This window comes from Rhodoferax sp. (genome assembly GCF_014859475.1).
Lineage (GTDB): Bacteria > Pseudomonadota > Gammaproteobacteria > Burkholderiales > Burkholderiaceae_C > Rhodoferax.
In genome coordinates this window covers 1-16672 of the sequence record NZ_JACUUE010000045.1, presented here as the reverse complement: position 1 = coordinate 16672, position 16672 = coordinate 1, and the positions used below count along the sequence as shown (strand labels likewise).

17 protein-coding genes and 1 tRNA gene are annotated in these 16672 nt (G+C 61.1%); 8 read left to right on the top strand and 10 right to left on the bottom strand.

Annotated elements, in window-relative coordinates:
- Positions 1-49 precede the first annotated feature (49 nt).
- Positions 50-589 (bottom strand): YgjP-like metallopeptidase domain-containing protein, encoded by a 540-nt coding sequence (locus tag IBX54_RS06420; protein ID WP_296541837.1) that lies wholly within the window; start codon positions 587-589, stop codon positions 50-52.
- A gap of 89 nt (positions 590-678) precedes the next feature.
- On the opposite strand from IBX54_RS06420, the gene IBX54_RS06415 reads away from it, so the two are divergent.
- From IBX54_RS06415 to IBX54_RS06405, 3 genes are read left to right on the top strand one after another with little or no spacing between them, the layout of a single operon-like run.
- Positions 679-1206 carry a TRAP transporter small permease gene (locus IBX54_RS06415; RefSeq protein ID WP_296541836.1) on the top strand — a complete coding sequence of 176 codons (528 nt, stop codon included), beginning with the start codon at positions 679-681 and terminating at the stop codon, positions 1204-1206.
- Positions 1203-2501: a TRAP transporter large permease gene (locus IBX54_RS06410; protein WP_296541835.1), complete on the top strand. Its 1299-nt coding sequence runs from the start codon at positions 1203-1205 to the stop codon at positions 2499-2501. Before IBX54_RS06415 ends, IBX54_RS06410 begins: the two co-directional genes overlap by 4 nt.
- A gap of 36 nt (positions 2502-2537) precedes the next feature.
- On the top strand, positions 2538-3566 hold the full coding sequence (locus tag IBX54_RS06405; protein ID WP_296541834.1) for a DctP family TRAP transporter solute-binding subunit: 1029 nt from the start codon (positions 2538-2540) through the stop codon (positions 3564-3566).
- A gap of 66 nt (positions 3567-3632) precedes the next feature.
- Here the strand turns inward: IBX54_RS06405 and miaB are convergent, their stop codons facing one another.
- The 3 genes from miaB to IBX54_RS06390 all read right to left on the bottom strand — a co-directional run bounded on the left by miaB (position 3633) and on the right by IBX54_RS06390 (position 6564).
- On the bottom strand, positions 3633-4994 hold the full coding sequence (gene miaB, locus IBX54_RS06400; RefSeq protein WP_296541833.1) for a tRNA (N6-isopentenyl adenosine(37)-C2)-methylthiotransferase MiaB: 1362 nt from the start codon (positions 4992-4994) through the stop codon (positions 3633-3635).
- Between the two features lie 136 nt (positions 4995-5130).
- On the bottom strand, positions 5131-5274 hold the full coding sequence (locus tag IBX54_RS06395) for a hypothetical protein (protein WP_296541832.1): 144 nt from the start codon (positions 5272-5274) through the stop codon (positions 5131-5133).
- 36 nt (positions 5275-5310) lie between these two features.
- On the bottom strand, positions 5311-6564 hold the full coding sequence (locus IBX54_RS06390) for a DEAD/DEAH box helicase (protein WP_296541831.1): 1254 nt from the start codon (positions 6562-6564) through the stop codon (positions 5311-5313).
- Positions 6565-6791: 227 nt separating this feature from the next.
- Between IBX54_RS06390 and IBX54_RS06385 the strand changes: the two genes are divergently transcribed.
- Positions 6792-7109 carry a DUF6172 family protein gene (locus IBX54_RS06385; protein WP_296541830.1) on the top strand — a complete coding sequence of 106 codons (318 nt, stop codon included), beginning with the start codon at positions 6792-6794 and terminating at the stop codon, positions 7107-7109.
- Between the two features lie 46 nt (positions 7110-7155).
- Here the strand turns inward: IBX54_RS06385 and IBX54_RS06380 are convergent.
- From IBX54_RS06380 to IBX54_RS06360, 5 genes are all read right to left on the bottom strand, one after another.
- Positions 7156-7232: transfer RNA gene (locus IBX54_RS06380), tRNA-Met, on the bottom strand.
- Between the two features lie 51 nt (positions 7233-7283).
- The gene (locus tag IBX54_RS06375; protein WP_296541829.1) at positions 7284-8063 is read right to left on the bottom strand and encodes an enoyl-CoA hydratase; all 780 of its coding nucleotides are present in this window, start codon (positions 8061-8063) and stop codon (positions 7284-7286) included.
- A gap of 29 nt (positions 8064-8092) precedes the next feature.
- Entirely contained in the window at positions 8093-9892 is a 1800-nt protein-coding gene (locus tag IBX54_RS06370) for a peptidase M61 (RefSeq protein WP_296541828.1), read from the bottom strand.
- Entirely contained in the window at positions 9892-10593 is a 702-nt protein-coding gene (locus IBX54_RS06365) for a DsbC family protein (RefSeq protein ID WP_296541827.1), read from the bottom strand. The genes IBX54_RS06370 and IBX54_RS06365 overlap by 1 nt, the downstream gene beginning before the upstream one ends.
- Before the next feature lie 76 nt (positions 10594-10669).
- A complete protein-coding gene (locus IBX54_RS06360) occupies positions 10670-11794 on the bottom strand; it encodes an FAD-dependent monooxygenase (protein ID WP_296541826.1) in 1125 nt (374 codons plus the stop codon).
- A 142-nt stretch (positions 11795-11936) separates the two neighbouring features.
- Between IBX54_RS06360 and ychF the strand changes: the two genes are divergently transcribed.
- Positions 11937-13025: a redox-regulated ATPase YchF gene (ychF, locus tag IBX54_RS06355; RefSeq protein ID WP_296541825.1), complete on the top strand. Its 1089-nt coding sequence runs from the start codon at positions 11937-11939 to the stop codon at positions 13023-13025.
- Between the two features lie 41 nt (positions 13026-13066).
- On the opposite strand, the gene IBX54_RS06350 is transcribed toward ychF, so the two are convergent.
- Positions 13067-13537, bottom strand: a complete 471-nt coding sequence (locus IBX54_RS06350) for a YqaA family protein (RefSeq protein WP_296541824.1) — start codon at positions 13535-13537, stop codon at positions 13067-13069.
- Between the two features lie 151 nt (positions 13538-13688).
- Here IBX54_RS06350 and dusB point away from each other — a divergent pair, with 151 nt between their 5' ends.
- The 3 genes from dusB to purH form a co-directional block, all read left to right on the top strand.
- Entirely contained in the window at positions 13689-14747 is a 1059-nt protein-coding gene (gene dusB / locus IBX54_RS06345) for a tRNA dihydrouridine synthase DusB (protein WP_296541823.1), read from the top strand.
- A complete protein-coding gene (locus IBX54_RS06340; protein ID WP_296541822.1) occupies positions 14744-14980 on the top strand; it encodes a helix-turn-helix domain-containing protein in 237 nt (78 codons plus the stop codon). The genes dusB and IBX54_RS06340 overlap by 4 nt, the downstream gene beginning before the upstream one ends.
- Positions 14981-15116: 136 nt before the next feature.
- On the top strand, positions 15117-16672 hold a 1556-nt coding region (purH, locus tag IBX54_RS06335), incomplete at its 3' end, for a bifunctional phosphoribosylaminoimidazolecarboxamide formyltransferase/IMP cyclohydrolase (RefSeq protein WP_296541821.1).

Genomic DNA, 16672 nt, shown 5'->3' with positions numbered 1-16672 from the left:
AGTTGGGGTCAGAGCACGTCGCTGCGCGAGTGGTCTGACCCGCAAAGCCTCAGGTGTCCCACAAGCGCGCGCCTGATGTTTCCAGGTGCATCAAATACACGCGCACCTCGAATTCGAGCTGGTGGTAACCGGGCTCCATGTGCTTGCAGAGTTGGTAAAACGCCTTGTCGTGGGCTTTTTCCTTCAGGTGCGCCAACTCGTGCACGGTGATCATTTTCAGGAACTCATCGGGCACGGTTTTGAACAGCGCGGCAATGCGGATTTCGCGCTTGGCCTTGAGCTTGTTGCCCTGCACGCGCGACACGCTGGTGTGCGTGCCCAACGCGTTTTTGACCACATGCAGCTTGCTGTCAAACAGCACCTTGTTGACCGGCTCGGCGCCGCGCAGGTAGTCGGTTTTAAGTGCCTGCACATAGTCAAACAGGGCGCGGTCGGTGCGCACTATGTGTGCCTGCGGGTACTTTTGCAGCAGCCAGTCGGCCACCTGGTCGTGCTGCAGCATGTGCGCTACTTGCGCCAGCGTGGCGGCGGGGTAGCCTTGCAAGTATTTGAGCGCGATAACCGGCGCGGGAACGGGGGCGTGATTCATGGTTTTTTGTGGGGCTGGGCTAGGCGGAGGCAGCTTCTACAATGCACACCCAATCTTTTGGTGATGGCGGCGACCATTTTCCACTTTTCATGCATTCACTTCACGAACCCAGCCATTTGCTCATCGAGGTACCAGACCCTGCTGCGCAAGATGAGATCACCGTCGTTCCGCTCAAGATCGAAGACTGGCTTACGGTGATTGTCATGGGCTTGCTGGCCCTCATTACCTTTGCCAATGTGCTGGTGCGCTATTTCACCAGCCAGTCATTTGCCTGGACCGAGGAGTTCTCGGTTTTCTTGATGATGGTGCTGGCGCTGGTGGCGGGATCGGCGGCGGTGGCGCGTAACCGCCACATCCGGATCGAATTCTTTGCCGACGGTGGCCTGCCCGTAAGGCAGCGCGCCCTGGCGCGGTTTGGTGCCCTGATGGTGGCTGTGCTGTTTGCCCTGCTGGCTGTGCTGAGTGCGCGCATGGTTTATGACGACTTTCAGTACGGCGAAACCTCACCCGGCATTGGCGTGCCGCAGTGGTGGTACAGCATGTGGCTGCCCATTCTTGCCACCGCCATTTCATTGCGGGCGCTGGGCCTGTGCATCCGGCGGGGGCGACGCGCATGATTGCCACGCTGCTGTTCGTGGTGTTTCTGGTCATGATGCTGGTCGGCGTGCCGATTGGTGCGGCGCTGGGGCTGGCGGGTGCCACGGCCATTGGCCTGGCCAATGCGGACGCGCAATGGTTTGGCTTGATGGCGGTACCGCAAAACTTTTATGCCGGTTTGGGTAAGTATCCCTTGCTGGCGATTCCGATGTTTGTGCTGGTGGGTTCCATTTTTGACCGATCCGGTGTGGCGCTGCGCCTGGTTAACTTTGCCATTGCCATCATTGGCCGTGGCCCCGGCATGTTGCCAGTGGTGGTGATTGCCGTGGCCATGCTGATGGGCGGCATCTCTGGCTCCGGTCCCGCCACGGCTGCCGCCGTGGGCGGCGTGATGATCGCCGCCATGACGCGCTCGGGTTACCCGCCGGCGTTTTCCGCAAGTGTGGTGGGTGCTGCGGCGTCGATCGACATTTTGATTCCACCGTCGATTGCCTTCATCATCTATTCGGTTCTGGTGCCGGGCGCGTCGGTGCCGGCCATGTTTGCCGCGGGCATGTTGCCGGGTTTGCTGGTGGGCCTGGCCTTGATGGTGCCCAGCGTCTGGCTGTCGCGCAAACACCATTTGGGCGAGCAAGAGGCGCAGTTGCCCAAGCCGCCGTTTTGGGCCAGCCTGCGCGAAGCCTCCTGGGGTCTTGCGGCGCCGGTATTGATTTTGGGCGGCATGCGCGCGGGCTGGTTCACACCCACCGAGGCCGCTGTGGTGGCGGTGTTTTACGGCCTGTTTGTCGGCATGGTGATCTACCGCACCATCAAGGTGCGCGACCTGTTTCACATCCTGCGTGAATCAGGCGAGTTGTCGGCCATCATCTTGCTGGTGGTCGCCTTGGCGGGCATTTTTGCCTATTCGTTGTCCACCCTGGGCATTGTTGACCCGGTGACGCAGGCCATCGTCAACTCCGGGCTGGGCGAATACGGCGTGCTGGCGCTGCTGGTTTTGATGCTGGTGGCGGTGGGCATGTTTCTGGACGGGATTTCGATTTTTTTGATCTTTGTGCCGCTGCTGCTGCCCATCGTCAACTACTACCACTGGGATACTGTCTGGTTTGGCGTGCTGTTGACGCTGATGGTGGCGCTGGGCCAGTTCACACCGCCCATTGCCGTCAACCTGATGGTGTCATGCCGCATTGCCGGGGTGCGCATGGAAGACAGCGTGCGCTGGGTGCAGTGGCTGCTGGCGGCGCTGTTGTGTGTGTTGCTGCTGGTTATCATCTTCCCGTCGCTTGCGCTGTGGCTGCCCACGCGCCTGGGCTACTGATTTTTTAGAATTTTTTTAACCAAGGAGATTATTGTCATGAAAGTTCGTACCTTACTCAAATTTGTGCTTGCCGCAGGCGCACTGAGCGTAGCCACGCTGGGTGCCGCGGAAAGCTACAAAACGGAATACCGCATGTCGCTGGTGCTGGGCCCGGCTTTCCCCTGGGGCAAGGGCGGCCAGATCTGGGCAGAGTTGGTGAAGGAACGCACACAGGGCCGCATCAACATCAAGCTGTACCCGGGTGTGTCGCTGATTCAGGGCGACCAGACACGTGAATTCTCGGCGCTGCGCCAGGGTGTGATTGACATGGCGGTGGGCTCAACCATCAATTGGTCGCCGCAAGTCAAGCAGCTAAACCTGTTCTCCATGCCTTTCCTGATGCCCGACTACGCTGCCATCGACGCGCTGACCCAAGGCCCCGTGGGCAAACAGATATTTACCACGCTGGACAAGGCGGGTGTGGTGCCGCTGGCCTGGGGCGAGAACGGCTACCGTGAGCTCTCCAACTCCAAGCGCGCGGTACGCACGCCGGCTGACCTCAAGGGCATGAAAATCCGCGTGGTCGGCTCGCCGCTGTTTCTCGACACCTTCACCGCTTTGGGTGCCAATCCGACGCAAATGAGCTGGGCAGACGCGCAGCCCGCGTTTGCCAGCGGCGCCGTGGACGGCCAGGAAAACCCGCTGTCGATCTTCACCGCCGCCAAGCTGCACAACGTCAGCCAGAAGCATGTGACGATGTGGGGCTACGTGGCCGACCCCTTGATTTTTGTCGTCAACAAGGACATCTGGGCGTCCTGGACGCCGGCTGACCAGGCCATCGTGCGCCAGGCAGCGCTGGATGCAGGCAAGCAGGAAATTGCCTTGGCGCGCAAGGGCCTGGTAGAGGCCGACCAGCCGCTGCTGAAAGAAATTGCGGCTCTGGGTGTCACCGTCACACAGCTCAATGCGGCAGAGCGCGACGCCTTTGTCAAGGCCACGCGCCCGGTTTATGACAAGTGGAAAAACACCGTGGGCGTGGACCTGGTCAAGGCCGCTGAAGCCTCGATTGCGGCGCGCAAGAAGTAATTCGATTCTTTGTAACACGCTGGCCTCCCGGTTTGGGAGGCCATTTTTTTGGGCGATTGAATCGCTTCAGACCAGCGCGGCGTCGCGGGTCAGCACCTCGCCGCGCAGCGTGAAGGTGCGGGTCTCAGAAATGGTCACATCGACCATCTGGCCGACCAGGCGTGGTTGGCCGACAAAATTCACCACCCGGTTGCATTCGGTGCGGCCCATCAGCTCGCCCGCGTCGCGCTTGGAGGCACCTTCGACCAGCAGGCGCTGGCGCGTGCCGACCAGGCTGGAGCTGATGCGGGCCATGTTGGTGTTGATGTTGGCTTGCACCTCCTGCAAACGGCGCAGCTTGACCGCGTGTGGTGTGCTGTCTGCCAGATTGGCCGCCGGTGTGCCCGGGCGCGGGCTGAAGATGAAGCTGAAGCTGTTGTCAAAACCGATTTCATCCATCAGCTTCATCAGTCGGGCGTGATCGTCCTCGGTCTCGCCCGGAAAACCCACAATGAAGTCGCTGCTGAGCGCCATGTCAGGGCGAATGGCGCGCAGCTTGCGCACCGTGCTTTTGTATTCCATGGCGGTGTAGCCGCGCTTCATGGCCATCAAAATGCGGTCGCTGCCGTGCTGCACCGGCAAATGCAGGTGGCTGACCAGTTTGGGTAATTTGTCGTAGGCGGCAATCAGCGCGGGTGTGAACTCGTTGGGGTGGCTCGTCACATATCGGATGCGCTCAATGCCGGGAATGTCGTGCACGTATTCGAGCAACGTGGCAAAGTCGGCCACCTCGCCGGTGTCGCCCGCAGCGCCTGGGTTGGTGACCATTTTTGCGCGCCAGGCGTTCACGTTTTGCCCCAGCAGGGTGATTTCCTTCACGCCCTGGTCGGCCAGCCCGGCCACTTCCACCAGCACGTCCTCAAACGGGCGGCTCACTTCTTCGCCGCGGGTGTAAGGCACCACGCAGTAGCTGCAGTATTTGGAGCAGCCTTCCATGATGCTCACAAAGGCGCTGGCACCTTCCACTCGCGCGGGCGGCAGGTGGTCGAACTTTTCAATCTCGGGAAAGCTGATGTCCACCTGCGAGCGGTTCAGCCGCGCCCGCTCCTCGAGCATTTGCGGCAGCCGGTGCAGGGTTTGCGGGCCAAACACCACATCCACATAAGGCGCGCGGGCAATGATGCCTTCGCCCTCCTGGCTGGCCACACAACCGCCCACGCCAATCAGGGCACCGCGTTTTTTGAGGTGCTTGACGCGCCCCAGGTCGGAAAAAACTTTTTCCTGCGCTTTTTCACGCACCGAGCAGGTGTTGAACAGGATCAGATCGGCCTCTTCGACGTTGTCAGTCTGGGTGTAGCCCTGGGCCGCGCCGAGCACGTCGCTCATCTTGTCCGAGTCGTACTCGTTCATCTGGCAGCCGTAGGTTTTGATGAATACTTTTTTGTTCATGGTGAGAATGGTGTTGTGTCTTTGTACTTGTAGGAGCGGCGCCCTCGCCGAGAAGGACTTCCGAACAGCCTTCGCGGCGAGGGCGCCGCTGCTACAGGGGAGAAATGCGGCATCGCGCTGAGGGGGCGAATCTCGGCTACTGGTTCAAAGGCACCGTGCCCGCGCCGTTTTCCTGCGCCAGGGCTGTCGGCGTGAATGAATGGATCAAGACCTGGGAGGTGGTTTGCAGCGCCACCTGCCAATAAGAAAGGCCATCGAGGGCAGAGAGGCAGCGGTTCATGGTGTTTATCCAGAGGCTGTGAAAGAAGGCGCGATTTTAAGGTAAAGGGGGTTTTGCTTGCGTTGCCAGCGCGCGCAGCTTGTCTTTTTTGCTTGGGCGCAGGCCCTTGATGCCGCCGTTGCCGGGGGCGTCGGGGGCGCTGGAGGCGGGCGGGGCAGCATCAAGCGCCTCGAACCCCGGGATGCTCTCCAATTCAATCTCAAGCCTTTGGCGCTTGGCAATCAGCCGCCAGTGCGCTTGCGTGGCAGCGCTGACAAAGCTCACTGCCAAGCCTGGCTCACCGGCGCGGCCGGTTCGGCCCACGCGGTGGGTGTAGTCGCCAGCCGAGCGCGGCAAATCAAAGTTCACCACCACCGGCAGGCCCGCAATGTCGAGGCCGCGCGCCGCCACATCGGTGGCCACCACCACGCCCAGGCGTTCCGCCTTGAAGTCGGCCAAAACCTGGGTGCGCTTGCCCTGGCTGAGTTCGCCGTGAAAGGGCTCGGCCGTCAAGGCGGCCTTGCGCAGCTTGTCGGCCACAATCTCGGCGGCAAATTTGGTGGCCACAAACACCAGCACGCGGGTCCAGGCGTTCTGCTGGATCAGGTGGCGCAGCAGCTGGGTGCGCCTGGGGGTGTCCACGGCAATGGCGCGCTGCACGATTGCCGTGGGCGGCGCTGCGTCGGGCCGCACATCCACGCGCACCGGGTCATGCAGCAGGGTGTTGGCCAGCGCCTGCACGGCCGGCGCAAACGTGGCCGAGAAAAACAGGCTCTGGCGTTTTGCGGGTAACAGGGCCAGCAGCTGGTTCAGTTCTTCAGCAAAACCCAGGTCGAGCAGCCGGTCGGCCTCGTCGAGCACCAGCAAACGCACGCCTGAGAGCTTGACGGCGTTGTGCGTCACCAGGTCGAGCAGCCGCCCCGGTGTGGCCACCAGCACATCGGTGCCACCGCGCAAACCCATCATTTGCGGGTTGATCGAGACACCGCCAAACACCACGCTGACCCGGGGCGGCTGCGGTAACTGCTGCGCCAACGCGCGAATGGTGTCGCCCACCTGGGTCGCCAGTTCGCGTGTGGGCACGAGCACCAGCGCCCGCGCCTGCCTGCCCGGTGCGCCGGACAAACTTTGCAGCAGTGGCAGCGCAAAAGCCAATGTTTTGCCAGAGCCGGTGTGCGCGCAGCCCAGTACGTCGCGGCCCTGCAGTGCCGGCCCAATGGCGCCCAACTGGATGGGTGTGGGAGCGTCAAAACCCTGGCTTTGAACGGCGGCAAGCAGTGGGCTGGACAAGCCAAATGTGGAAAAGGACATGTGATTGGTTTTGGGATGAGGTCTTGGGTGCATCACGGGTGTGGCGCAGCAGTGGGGCAGTTTACGTGTTTTGTATTGGCGCAACGGGTCGGCCGTTCTCGGGGTGGCCTTCCGATATTCGGTCGCCCGAAGCAAGCCGAGCGCAAACATGGGACGGCGCTGCACGCATAATCACCCCCACTCAAGGCCGCCGTTCCAGCGCGCTCACAACTCATCCAGAATACCTCATGAAAAAAACATTCCAGCTCAACATTGAAGGCAAAAACCGCGACCGTGTGCTCGAAGCCACCAAGCATGAAATTCGCCAGTACATCAAACGCGAACGCCGCAAAACCCTGCCCGAAGGCGTGGACTTCTGGGACTTTGACTGCCAGTTTGGCACCACCGTGGACAACGCCCAGGGCGTGCACTTTGCCACCCTGACCGCCTTGATCGATGCCGTGGCCAAAGAAGGCGGCGATGCGTTTTATCTGGAGTTGCTGGCCAAACCGGGTCACCGTACCGCCCGCATCGGCGCCGGGCCAACAGACGACACCCTGCAGTAAATGAAAAACCCGCAAAGGCCGTTGACCGATGCGGGTTTCTGGTTTTTGGTGGTGGTAGGTGGACTTGAACCACCGACATCAGCATTATGAATGCTGCGCTCTAACCAACTGAGCTATACCACCGACAGGGCGAGATTATAGCGATTTGCCAGCCACTTTCCGGCTGGCAGCGCGTCATTGGTGGGTAAAAACTGCCTTGCGTTTATTGACGAACGCGTCCATGCCTTCTTTTTGGTCAGAAGTGGCGAACAAGGCGTGAAACAGGCGGCGCTCGAACATGATGCCGTCATTCAGGGTGCCTTCAAAGGAGCGGTTGACCGATTCCTTGACGGCCATGACCGCAATTTGCGAGTACTCGCTGATCAACAGGGCAGCGCCCAGCGCTTCTTCCATCAGCTTGTCCAGCGGCACCACGCGGCTGACCAATCCGGCGCGCTCAGCCTCAACAGCGTCCATCATGCGCCCGGTCAGCGCCAGATCCATGGCCTTGGCTTTGCCCACGGCACGCGGCAGGCGCTGGGTGCCACCGGCGCCCGGAATGATGCCCAGCTTGATCTCGGGCTGGCCGAAGCGGGCGTTGTCGGCGGCAATGATGAAGTCGCACATCATGGCCAGTTCGCAGCCGCCGCCCAGGGCAAAACCGCTGACTGCGGCGATCACCGGTTTGCGCACAGCGCGAATTTTTTCCCAGTTGCGGGTGATGAAATCGTCTTTATAGACGTCGGCAAACGTGTAGTTGGCCATGCCGCCAATGTCAGCGCCGGCGGCAAAGGCTTTTTCGCTGCCGGTGATGATCATGCAGTGAATGCCGGCGTCGGCGTCAAAAGCGTGCAGCGCGTCGCCGAGCTCGGTCATGAGTTGGTCGTTGAGCGCGTTGAGCTGCTTGGGGCGGTTCAGCGTGATGATGCCCACCTTGTCGGCTTCGGTGCGCACGCTGATCAGTTCGTAAGTCATGGGGTCTCCTGTAAGAAAATTTCGAGAAATCAAACGGTGGCTTTGCCATCGAGCCAAGCGTTGGCTGGCTTGGCGTCGGTCACTGAGAGTTTGACATTGTGCACGGTGTCCGGCAAGTTCAGTTGCAGTGTTAGCAGGCGCTGGTCGCGGGCTATCAGCGCGCGGCAACTGGTGTCGCTGCCAAGGTAACTGGCCAGCTCGTCAAGTTTGTTCAGACGCCAGCGCTGGGTGGTCTTGCCCTGGCCCGTGGCCACGCCCAGCCATTCGTCACCCGCGGCAAAACCAGCCTGTTCGGCGGCGCTGCCGCGCAGCACGCTCTTGACGCGGATGCCTTGTTGCTCATTGACCTTGATGCCTAACTGATCAGCCAGTGGTGCGCACTCTTCTTCATAACGAATGCCATGCTGTTTCAGCAGTTTTTTGAGCGGCAGGTCGGCGGTGCCATGCACCCAGTGCTGCAACTCATTTGCATAGGACTGGCCTGACAGGTCGGCCAGCAGCGCCAGCAGGTCGTCCTGCATCATGGGGCCGCCTTGGCAGCGCTGCCACAGGGCGCGCATCACCGCGTCCAGGCTGGTCTTGCCACCGTGGCGCAGGCTCAAGTCCAGGCACAGGGCCACCAGCGCGCCCTTGGTGTAATAACTCACTGTGGCGTTGGCCGTGTTTTCGTCCTGCCGGTAGTATTTGACCCAGGCGTCAAAGCTGGACTGGGCCACGCTTTGCAGCTGGCGCCCGGGGGTGCGCAGCACCTGGTTGATGGTTTTGGCCAGCAGCTTGAGGTACTGCGTGTTGTCAATCAGCTTGGCACGGCGCAGCAGCAGGTCGTCAAAGTAACTGGTGAAGCCTTCAAAGAACCACAGCAGTTCGGTGTAATTTTCTTGCGTGTAGTCGTAGCGGGCAAACTCTGCCGGGCGCAGCCGTTTGACGTTCCAGGTGTGAAAGTACTCGTGGCTGATCAGGCCAAGCAGGGTGGTGTAGCCGTCTGACGGCGCACCCGCCTTTGCGTGCCCCAGGCGCGGCAAGTCGGCGCGTTTGCAGATCAGTGCGGTCGAGTTGCGGTGCTCGAGCCCGCCGTAGCCGTCATGCACGGCGTTGAGCATGAACAGGTAATGGCGCTGCGGCGCCTGTTGCGGCCGCTTGCCGTGCCAAAAGTTGATCTCGGCCTCGCAAATGGCCTGGGTGTCGGCCAGTAGGCGCGCGCCGTCAAAACTGTCGGGCGCGCCCGAGACAATGAACTGGTGCCTGATACCGCCGGCCACAAATTGGCCGCGCCAGAAGGCCCCCAGTTCGACAGGGCTGTCCACCAGTTCGTCGTAGCTGGCTGCCAGGTAGTCGCCAAAGCCGCGCTTGCTGATTTTTATTTGGCTCAGCGCCGTGGCGGCTTGCCAGTCCCTGGGCAGATCGTCGTCGATGAGCGTCAACTGGTGTGGCGTGTCTTCCTGGCCGTGCACGCGCAGACACAGGCTGGTGCCGTTGAAAAAACCGCGCTGGCTGTCGAGCCAGGCGGTGCGCACCGAGTTGTCAAAGGCATAGACCTGGTAATTGAGCACCAGCGCCTTGCCCGCTTTGGCGTGAACCTGCCAGCTGCACTTGTCACGCTGGGCGATCGCCACCGGCTTGTTGCCTTGGTGCGCTTGCAGCCCTTGCAGGTGTTTGGCGAACTCGCGCAGCAGGTAGCTGCCCGGGATCCAGACCGGCAAGCTCACCACCTGGTCGGCCGCAGGCTGATCTATGCTGAGCGTCACGTCGAACAAATGCGCCTGCAGGTCGAGCGCACGCACCGCATAAGCCAGCTGGGCCGGGGTGCTGGAGGGCGTCGGCGCGCGCATCAGTTCAGCCGTTTTTCAACCTGATCAGCACCAATGGCGCCGGGCACGCGGCTGCCGTCGGCAAACACCAGCGTGGGCGTGCCGGTGATTCTGAACTTGCGGCCAAGCTCCACGTTGCGGGCAATGGCTGCGCTGTCACAGCTTGTGGTGGCTGGCATCACGTCGCGCACCATCCAGTCTTGCCAGACTTTGGCCTTGTCTTTGGCGCACCAGATGTTTTTGGACTTTTCAACCGAGTCGGGGCCCAGGATCGGGTAAAGGAAAAGGTACACCGTGACGTTGTTGACTTTTTGCAGGTCTTTCTCAAATCGTTTGCAATAGCCGCAGTTGGGGTCTTCAAACACCGCCAGCTTGCGCTTGCCGTTGCCGCGCACCATGGTGAAGGCGTCTTTGAAGGGCAGGGCATCAAAGGCAATGGCCGAGAGCTTTTCAATGCGCTCCTCGGTCAGGTTGCGCTTTTGCCGGGTGTCGATCAGGTTGCCTTGCACCAGAAAATTGGCATCGGCGTCGGTGTAGTAAATCTCGTTGCCATTGACGCGAATCTCGTACAGGCCGGGCATGGGCGATTTGATGACTTCGTCGAGTTGCTGCAATTGCGGGATGCGTTCACCCAGGTTTTTGCGGATGGTGGCTTCTTGCGACCAGGCCGTGTTTGCCAGCAGCATGGCGCAGGCGATCAAGGTTGAAAAGAGTTGTTTCATGGGCGTCCAGTGATGAGTCAAGCCGGGTCAGACCAGCCCGCGTGAAATTAGTTCTTGGATTGGCGTGTCGCGCGTGTCAGAGGCCCATGGCACGGCGCGCTGCCCAGTGTTTGGAGAAGCCAAGATGCTCGAAACCCGACAAGCCCCAGTTGCGAACTTTTTGCCAGCCAGCACCGGGTTTGTCAAACAGCTGCTGCAAGGCCGTCATGGCGGCGTCGGTGGCGCTGACTTCGGTTTTGCGGGCGCGCTCGTACTGGCGCAGCAGCTTGGCATCACTGACCGGGCGCCAGTAAGCGCGCTGGTGCAATATCTGGGTGAGCTCGGCCACGTCGGCCAGCCCCAGGTTCAGGCCTTGACCGGCCAGCGGGTGCACCGTGTGCGCCGCGTCGCCCGCCAGCGCCCAGGCCTGGCCGTTGCTCACGCCAACCCAGCGGCTGGCCTGCGCCGACTGCAGCGGCCAGGCTTTGCGTGGGCTGATCAGGCTGAGTTTGCCCAGAACGCCTTCGCTGATGTGTTCAAGCTGCTGGCAAAAGCTGTCTTCGTCGTCATCCAGCACGTCTTGTGTGTGGCCATCGCGTACCGACCAGACCATGGCCACGGTGTCGCCCTGCGCGCCGTCGAGCGGCAAAAAGGCCAGAATTTCGCCTTGGGTAAACCACTGGCGTGCCACCTGCCCGTGCGGTTTGTCGCACCTGAGTCGTGCGGCAACAGCGTGCTGCGGGTAGCGCGTGGCGGCAAATTCGACGCCAAATTCTTTGCGCGTGCGGCTTGCCTTGCCTTCGCACACCACGGTGAGCGTGGCCGGGCGCGGGGCATCCAGCACCTCGATATGCGGTTGAAAGCGCACCGCCTCGCGCAACTGGGCTTCGAGCGTGGGCACATCGACAATCCAGGTCAGGGCCGGCACCACCAGCTCGGTGGCCGAGAAATTGACGCAGCCACCGTCGTCGCCCTTGACCTGCATATCCATCACCGGCGTGGCGTGCAAGGCGTCTGGCCAGCAGCGCACCGATTCGAGCAAGGCCCTGGACTTGGCATTGAGCGCATAAGCCCGCACGTCAGGTTCGTTACCAGGCTCGCTTTGGGCTGGCATTTGCGGGGCATAAAGGCCAATGCGCAACCGGTCGCGCGCGAGCAGCAACGCCAGCGCGTGCCCCACAATGCCGCCGCCGCGAATGCAAATATCTAAATGATGTGTCATGACGGGGATTGTAGAAGCGCACCCCTGGCGCATCGCCGGGCCACTAAAAAACCGCATCGCATACACTCACCCCCTTGTTTTTGCAGGTTTTCAGGGCATTTTTCGCGGCCTGACCTCGTTTAAGTTTGTTTTAGGATTTGTTATGAAATGTGGCATCGTGGGCTTGCCCAATGTCGGTAAATCGACCCTGTTCAACGCGCTGACCAAAGCGGGCATTGCGGCAGAAAACTACCCCTTTTGCACCATCGAGCCCAACGTGGGCATTGTCGAGGTGCCTGACCCGCGGCTCGATGCGCTCAGCGCCATCGTGCACCCCGAGCGGGTGCAGCGCGCCATTGTCGAATTTGTCGATATTGCCGGCCTGGTGGCTGGTGCCAGCACCGGCGAGGGGCTGGGCAACAAGTTTCTGGCGCATATCCGCGAGACCGACGCCATCATCAATGTGGTGCGTTGTTTTGAAGATGACAATGTCATTCACGTGTCGGGGCGTGTTGACCCGATCTCTGACATCGAGGTGATCCAGACCGAACTCTGCCTGGCCGACCTGGGCACGGTGGACAAGGCGCTGGCGCGCTATCAGAAAGCGGCCAAATCGGGTGGCGACAAGGAAGCGGCCAAACTGGTCAGTATTCTGGAGCGCTGCCAGGCTGCGCTGAACGAAGCCAAACCGGTGCGCGCGCTGGACTTCAGCAAGGAAGAACTGCCGTTGTTGAAGCAGTTCTTTTTGATCACCGCCAAGCCCGCCATGTTTGTTGCCAACGTGGCCGAAGACGGCTTTGAAAACAACCCTTTTCTGGACCGCCTGAGCGCCTATGCGAACGCGCAACATGCGCCGGTGGTGGCCATTTGCGCCAAGCTGGAGGCCGAAATGGCCGACATGAGCGACGAAGACCGGCTGATGTTCCTGGAGGAGCTCGGCTTGCACGAGCCGGGCCTGAACCGTTTGATTCGCGCGGCCTACGATCTGCTCGGCCTGCAAACCTACTTTACCGCCGGGGTCAAGGAGGTGCGCGCCTGGACCATCCACAAGGGCGACACCGGCCCGCAGGCGGCCGGCGTGATCCACACCGATTTTGAAAAAGGCTACATCCGCGCCCAGACCATTGCCTATGACGACTTCATTGCCTTCAAGGGCGAGCAGGGCGCCAAGGACGCTGGCAAGATGCGCGCCGAAGGCAAGGACTACGTGGTCAAGGACGGCGACGTGATGAACTTCTTGTTCAGCTCGTAATTTTTCTCCGCATCAAACGCGGCCCCGGATTGCGCTGCGCTTCAACCGCCAAAAACGCCCATCAGCGCCGCTGTCATGATGATGTAGCGGGCGCATTTACCAATGGCCATGTAGCCCAGGCAAGGCCAAAAAGGCAGCTTGAGCCAGCCTGCCACGGCGCATAGCGGGTCACCCACCACCGGCAGCCAGGCCAGCAGGCAGGCCTTGGGGCCAAGCCGCTTCAGCCAGTCCAGCGCACGCAAGTGGTGTTTGGAGTGCTGGTATTTGTCCACCACCTTGTGTGACGCCAGCCCCATCCACCAGGTGACGGCGCCGCCCAGGGTGTTACCAACGGTGGCTACGGCAATCGCCGGCCAGAACAGTGACGGGTTGAGTTCCACCAGACCGAAAACTACAGGTTCCGAGCCCATGGGCAACAGGGTGGCTGACACGAAAGACACCACGAAAACACTGCTGAGTCCGTATTTGGGCAGTGCCAGCAGGGCGAGTAGTTGATCGAGCCAGAGTTCCATGGGTGGCGCAGTATAGGTTTTTCAGGGCAACTGCCATGCTTGCCGATTATTTCATTTGCTGAAATTTTGGGCAGCTAGAATCTATTGCCCCCTTTTTTTACTTTGCTGCCCATTTCCTACTGGCATCTTTATTTGCCCTGAGCGCGTTTGCATGAACATCGGCCCCTACGTTTTGCCCAACACCTGTTTTGTCGCCCCCATGGCGGGTGTGACAGACCGGCCGTTTCGCCAGTTGTGCAAGCGGCTCGGTGCCGGCTATGCGGTGAGTGAGATGGTGACGTGCCGGCCCGATTTGCTGCGTTCGCTCAAGACCTCGCAGCGCGCCAACCACGACGGCGAGCCCGGCCCCATCGCCGTGCAGATTGCCGGCACCGATGCGCCCATGATGGCCGATGCTGCACGCTACAACATCGACCGCGGTGCCCGGATCATCGACATCAACATGGGCTGTCCGGCCAAAAAGGTGTGCAACAAATGGGCCGGCTCGGCGCTGATGCAGTACGAGACATTGGCCATTGGCATTGTGTCGGCGGTGGTGCAGGCCTGCGCGCCGCTGGGCGTGCCGGTCACGCTCAAGATGCGCACCGGCTGGTGCAATGCTGCCAGGAACGCGGTGCAGTTGGCCCGCTCGGCCGAGTCTGCCGGTGTACAGATGGTCACGGTACATGGCCGCACGCGCGAGCAGGGCTACCGCGGCCAAGCCGAGTACGACACCATTGCGGCGGTCAAAGCCGCGCTGCGCATTCCGGTGGTGGCCAATGGCGACATCGACAGTCCGCAAAAAGCGCGCGCCGTGCTGGCTGCCACCGGGGCCGATGCCGTGATGATTGGCCGCGCGGCGCAAGGGCGGCCCTGGATTTTCCGGGAAATCACACATTTTCTGGCGACTGGCGAGCAACTGGCGCAGCCACTGGTGGCCGAGGTCAAGCAACTGCTGCTGGCCCATCTGCAAGACCACTACAGCCTGTACGGTGAATTCATCGGTGTGCTCAGTGCGCGCAAACACATTGGCTGGTATGTGCGGGAACTGCCCGGTGGCGAGGCCTTTCGGCACCGTATGAACTCCCTGCCGGATTGCCAGGCACAGTGGGCTGCGGTGGCGCACTTTTTTGACGAACTCAATACGCGCATGGATCGCCTGCCCGGCCAGGTGCGCCCGCAGCATGAACGCGATAGCGAACCGAATAACAAGATGGAGGCCCTTCAATGAAACCCCTGCATATTGCAGACTGTGTACGCAGCAATTTAGAGAGTTACCTGGCCGATTTAGGCCACAGCGAGCCCAATGGCATGTACAACATGCTGCTGACAGTGGTGGAAAAACCCTTGCTGGAAGTGGTGATGCAGCGCGCTGACAACAACCAGTCCAAAGCCGCCCAATACCTGGGTTTGAACCGCAACACCCTGCGCAAGAAACTGCTGGAGCACAAGCTCATTGATTAAGCCAATGAGGTCATCACGCCTTGGCCAACGTCACTGCGAGGCCGCAGGCCGTGGCAGTCCATGAAGCCTGGATTGCCGCGCTACGCTCGCAATGACGGATTCTTGAATTTTTTATTAACTCACTCACTTCCTTCTCATGAACGCTTTAATTTCTGTCTCTGACAAAACCGGTATTGTTGAATTTGCCCAGGCCCTGAGCGCACTCGGCATCAAGCTGCTGTCCACCGGCGGCACCGCCAAACTGCTGGCCGAGCAGGGCCTGCCCGTGACCGAGGTGGCCGAAGTCACCGGTTTCCCGGAAATGCTTGACGGCCGCGTCAAAACCCTGCACCCCAAGGTGCACGGTGGCCTGCTGGCGCGGCGCGACCTGCCCGAGCACATGGCCGCGCTCAAGGCACACGCCATCGACACCATCGACCTGCTGGTGGTCAATCTGTACCCCTTTGAGGCCACGGTGGCCAAGGCCGGTTGCACCCTGGAAGACGCCATTGAGAACATCGACATCGGTGGCCCGGCCATGGTGCGCAGCGCCGCCAAAAACTGGAAAGACGTTGCAGTGCTGACCGATGCCAGCCAATACCCCCAGGTGCTGGCCGACCTGCAGGCCAGCGGCGTGGTGTCGCAAGCTACCAAATTCGCCCTGTCAGTGGCGGCGTTCAACCGCATCAGCCAATACGACGGTGCCATCAGCAATTATTTGTCGTCGATCACGTTCGAGGAAGGCGCCAGCAGCCCGGCGCGCAGCCTGTTTCCGGGGCAAAGCAACGCCAACTTCATCAAGCTGCAAGACCTGCGCTACGGTGAAAACCCGCACCAGAGCGCCGCCTTCTACCGCGACCTGTACCCGGCCCCCGGCTCGCTGGTGACTGCCGTGCAGTTGCAGGGCAAGGAGCTCAGCTACAACAATATTGGCGACGCCGATGCCGCCTGGGAATGCGTCAAGAGTTTTGACACGCCGGCCTGCGTCATTGTCAAGCACGCCAACCCCTGCGGCGTGGCCGTGGGCGCCGATGCACTGGAGGCTTACAGCAAAGCCTTCCAGACCGATCCCACCTCAGCTTTTGGCGGCATCATCGCCGTCAACTGCCCGCTCGATGAACGCGCAGCGCTGCAAATGTCCAAGCAGTTCATCGAAGTGCTGATGGCGCCCAGCTTCACCCCCGAAGCACTCGCGGTGTTCAAGAGCAAGGTCAATGTGCGCATATTGCAAATTGCCCTGCCGCCCGGTGGTGCCAGCGACTGGGACAACGGCCGCAACGCGGTGGAGAGCAAGCGCGTGGGTTCGGGCCTGCTGATGCAGACCGCTGACAACCACGTCCTCACGCTGGCTGACCTCAAGGTGGTCACCAAGTTGCAACCCACATCAGAGCAATTGCAGGACCTGTTGTTTGCCTGGAACATTGCCAAGTTCGTCAAGAGCAACGCCATCGTGTTCTGCAAAGGCGGCATGACCATGGGTGTGGGCGCGGGCCAAATGAGCCGGCTGGACTCGGCGCGTATTGCCAGCATCAAGGCCGAGCATGCGGGCCTGAGCCTCAAAGGCACGGCAGTCGCCAGCGACGCCTTCTTCCCGTTCCGCGACGGGCTTGATGTGGTGGTCGATGCGGGCGCCACCTGTGTGATTCAGCCGGGCGGCTCGATGCGTGACCAGGAGGTCATCGACGCGGCCAACGAGCGCGGCGTGGCCATGGT

Excerpts from the sequence above, each read along its gene's own strand:
- IBX54_RS06420 (WP_296541837.1), bottom strand. The coding sequence starts at position 589 with ATGAATCACGCCCCCGTTCCCGCGCCGGTTATCGCGCTCAAATACTTG.
- IBX54_RS06415 (WP_296541836.1), top strand. The coding sequence starts at position 679 with ATGCATTCACTTCACGAACCCAGCCATTTGCTCATCGAGGTACCAGAC.
- IBX54_RS06410 (WP_296541835.1), top strand. The coding sequence starts at position 1,203 with ATGATTGCCACGCTGCTGTTCGTGGTGTTTCTGGTCATGATGCTGGTC.
- IBX54_RS06405 (WP_296541834.1), top strand. The coding sequence starts at position 2,538 with ATGAAAGTTCGTACCTTACTCAAATTTGTGCTTGCCGCAGGCGCACTG.
- miaB (WP_296541833.1), bottom strand. The coding sequence starts at position 4,994 with ATGAACAAAAAAGTATTCATCAAAACCTACGGCTGCCAGATGAACGAG.
- IBX54_RS06395 (WP_296541832.1), bottom strand. The coding sequence starts at position 5,274 with ATGAACCGCTGCCTCTCTGCCCTCGATGGCCTTTCTTATTGGCAGGTG.
- IBX54_RS06390 (WP_296541831.1), bottom strand. The coding sequence starts at position 6,564 with ATGTCCTTTTCCACATTTGGCTTGTCCAGCCCACTGCTTGCCGCCGTT.
- IBX54_RS06385 (WP_296541830.1), top strand. The coding sequence starts at position 6,792 with ATGAAAAAAACATTCCAGCTCAACATTGAAGGCAAAAACCGCGACCGT.
- IBX54_RS06375 (WP_296541829.1), bottom strand. The coding sequence starts at position 8,063 with ATGACTTACGAACTGATCAGCGTGCGCACCGAAGCCGACAAGGTGGGC.
- IBX54_RS06370 (WP_296541828.1), bottom strand. The coding sequence starts at position 9,892 with ATGCGCGCGCCGACGCCCTCCAGCACCCCGGCCCAGCTGGCTTATGCG.
- IBX54_RS06365 (WP_296541827.1), bottom strand. The coding sequence starts at position 10,593 with ATGAAACAACTCTTTTCAACCTTGATCGCCTGCGCCATGCTGCTGGCA.
- IBX54_RS06360 (WP_296541826.1), bottom strand. The coding sequence starts at position 11,794 with ATGACACATCATTTAGATATTTGCATTCGCGGCGGCGGCATTGTGGGG.
- ychF (WP_296541825.1), top strand. The coding sequence starts at position 11,937 with ATGAAATGTGGCATCGTGGGCTTGCCCAATGTCGGTAAATCGACCCTG.
- IBX54_RS06350 (WP_296541824.1), bottom strand. The coding sequence starts at position 13,537 with ATGGAACTCTGGCTCGATCAACTACTCGCCCTGCTGGCACTGCCCAAA.
- dusB (WP_296541823.1), top strand. The coding sequence starts at position 13,689 with ATGAACATCGGCCCCTACGTTTTGCCCAACACCTGTTTTGTCGCCCCC.
- IBX54_RS06340 (WP_296541822.1), top strand. The coding sequence starts at position 14,744 with ATGAAACCCCTGCATATTGCAGACTGTGTACGCAGCAATTTAGAGAGT.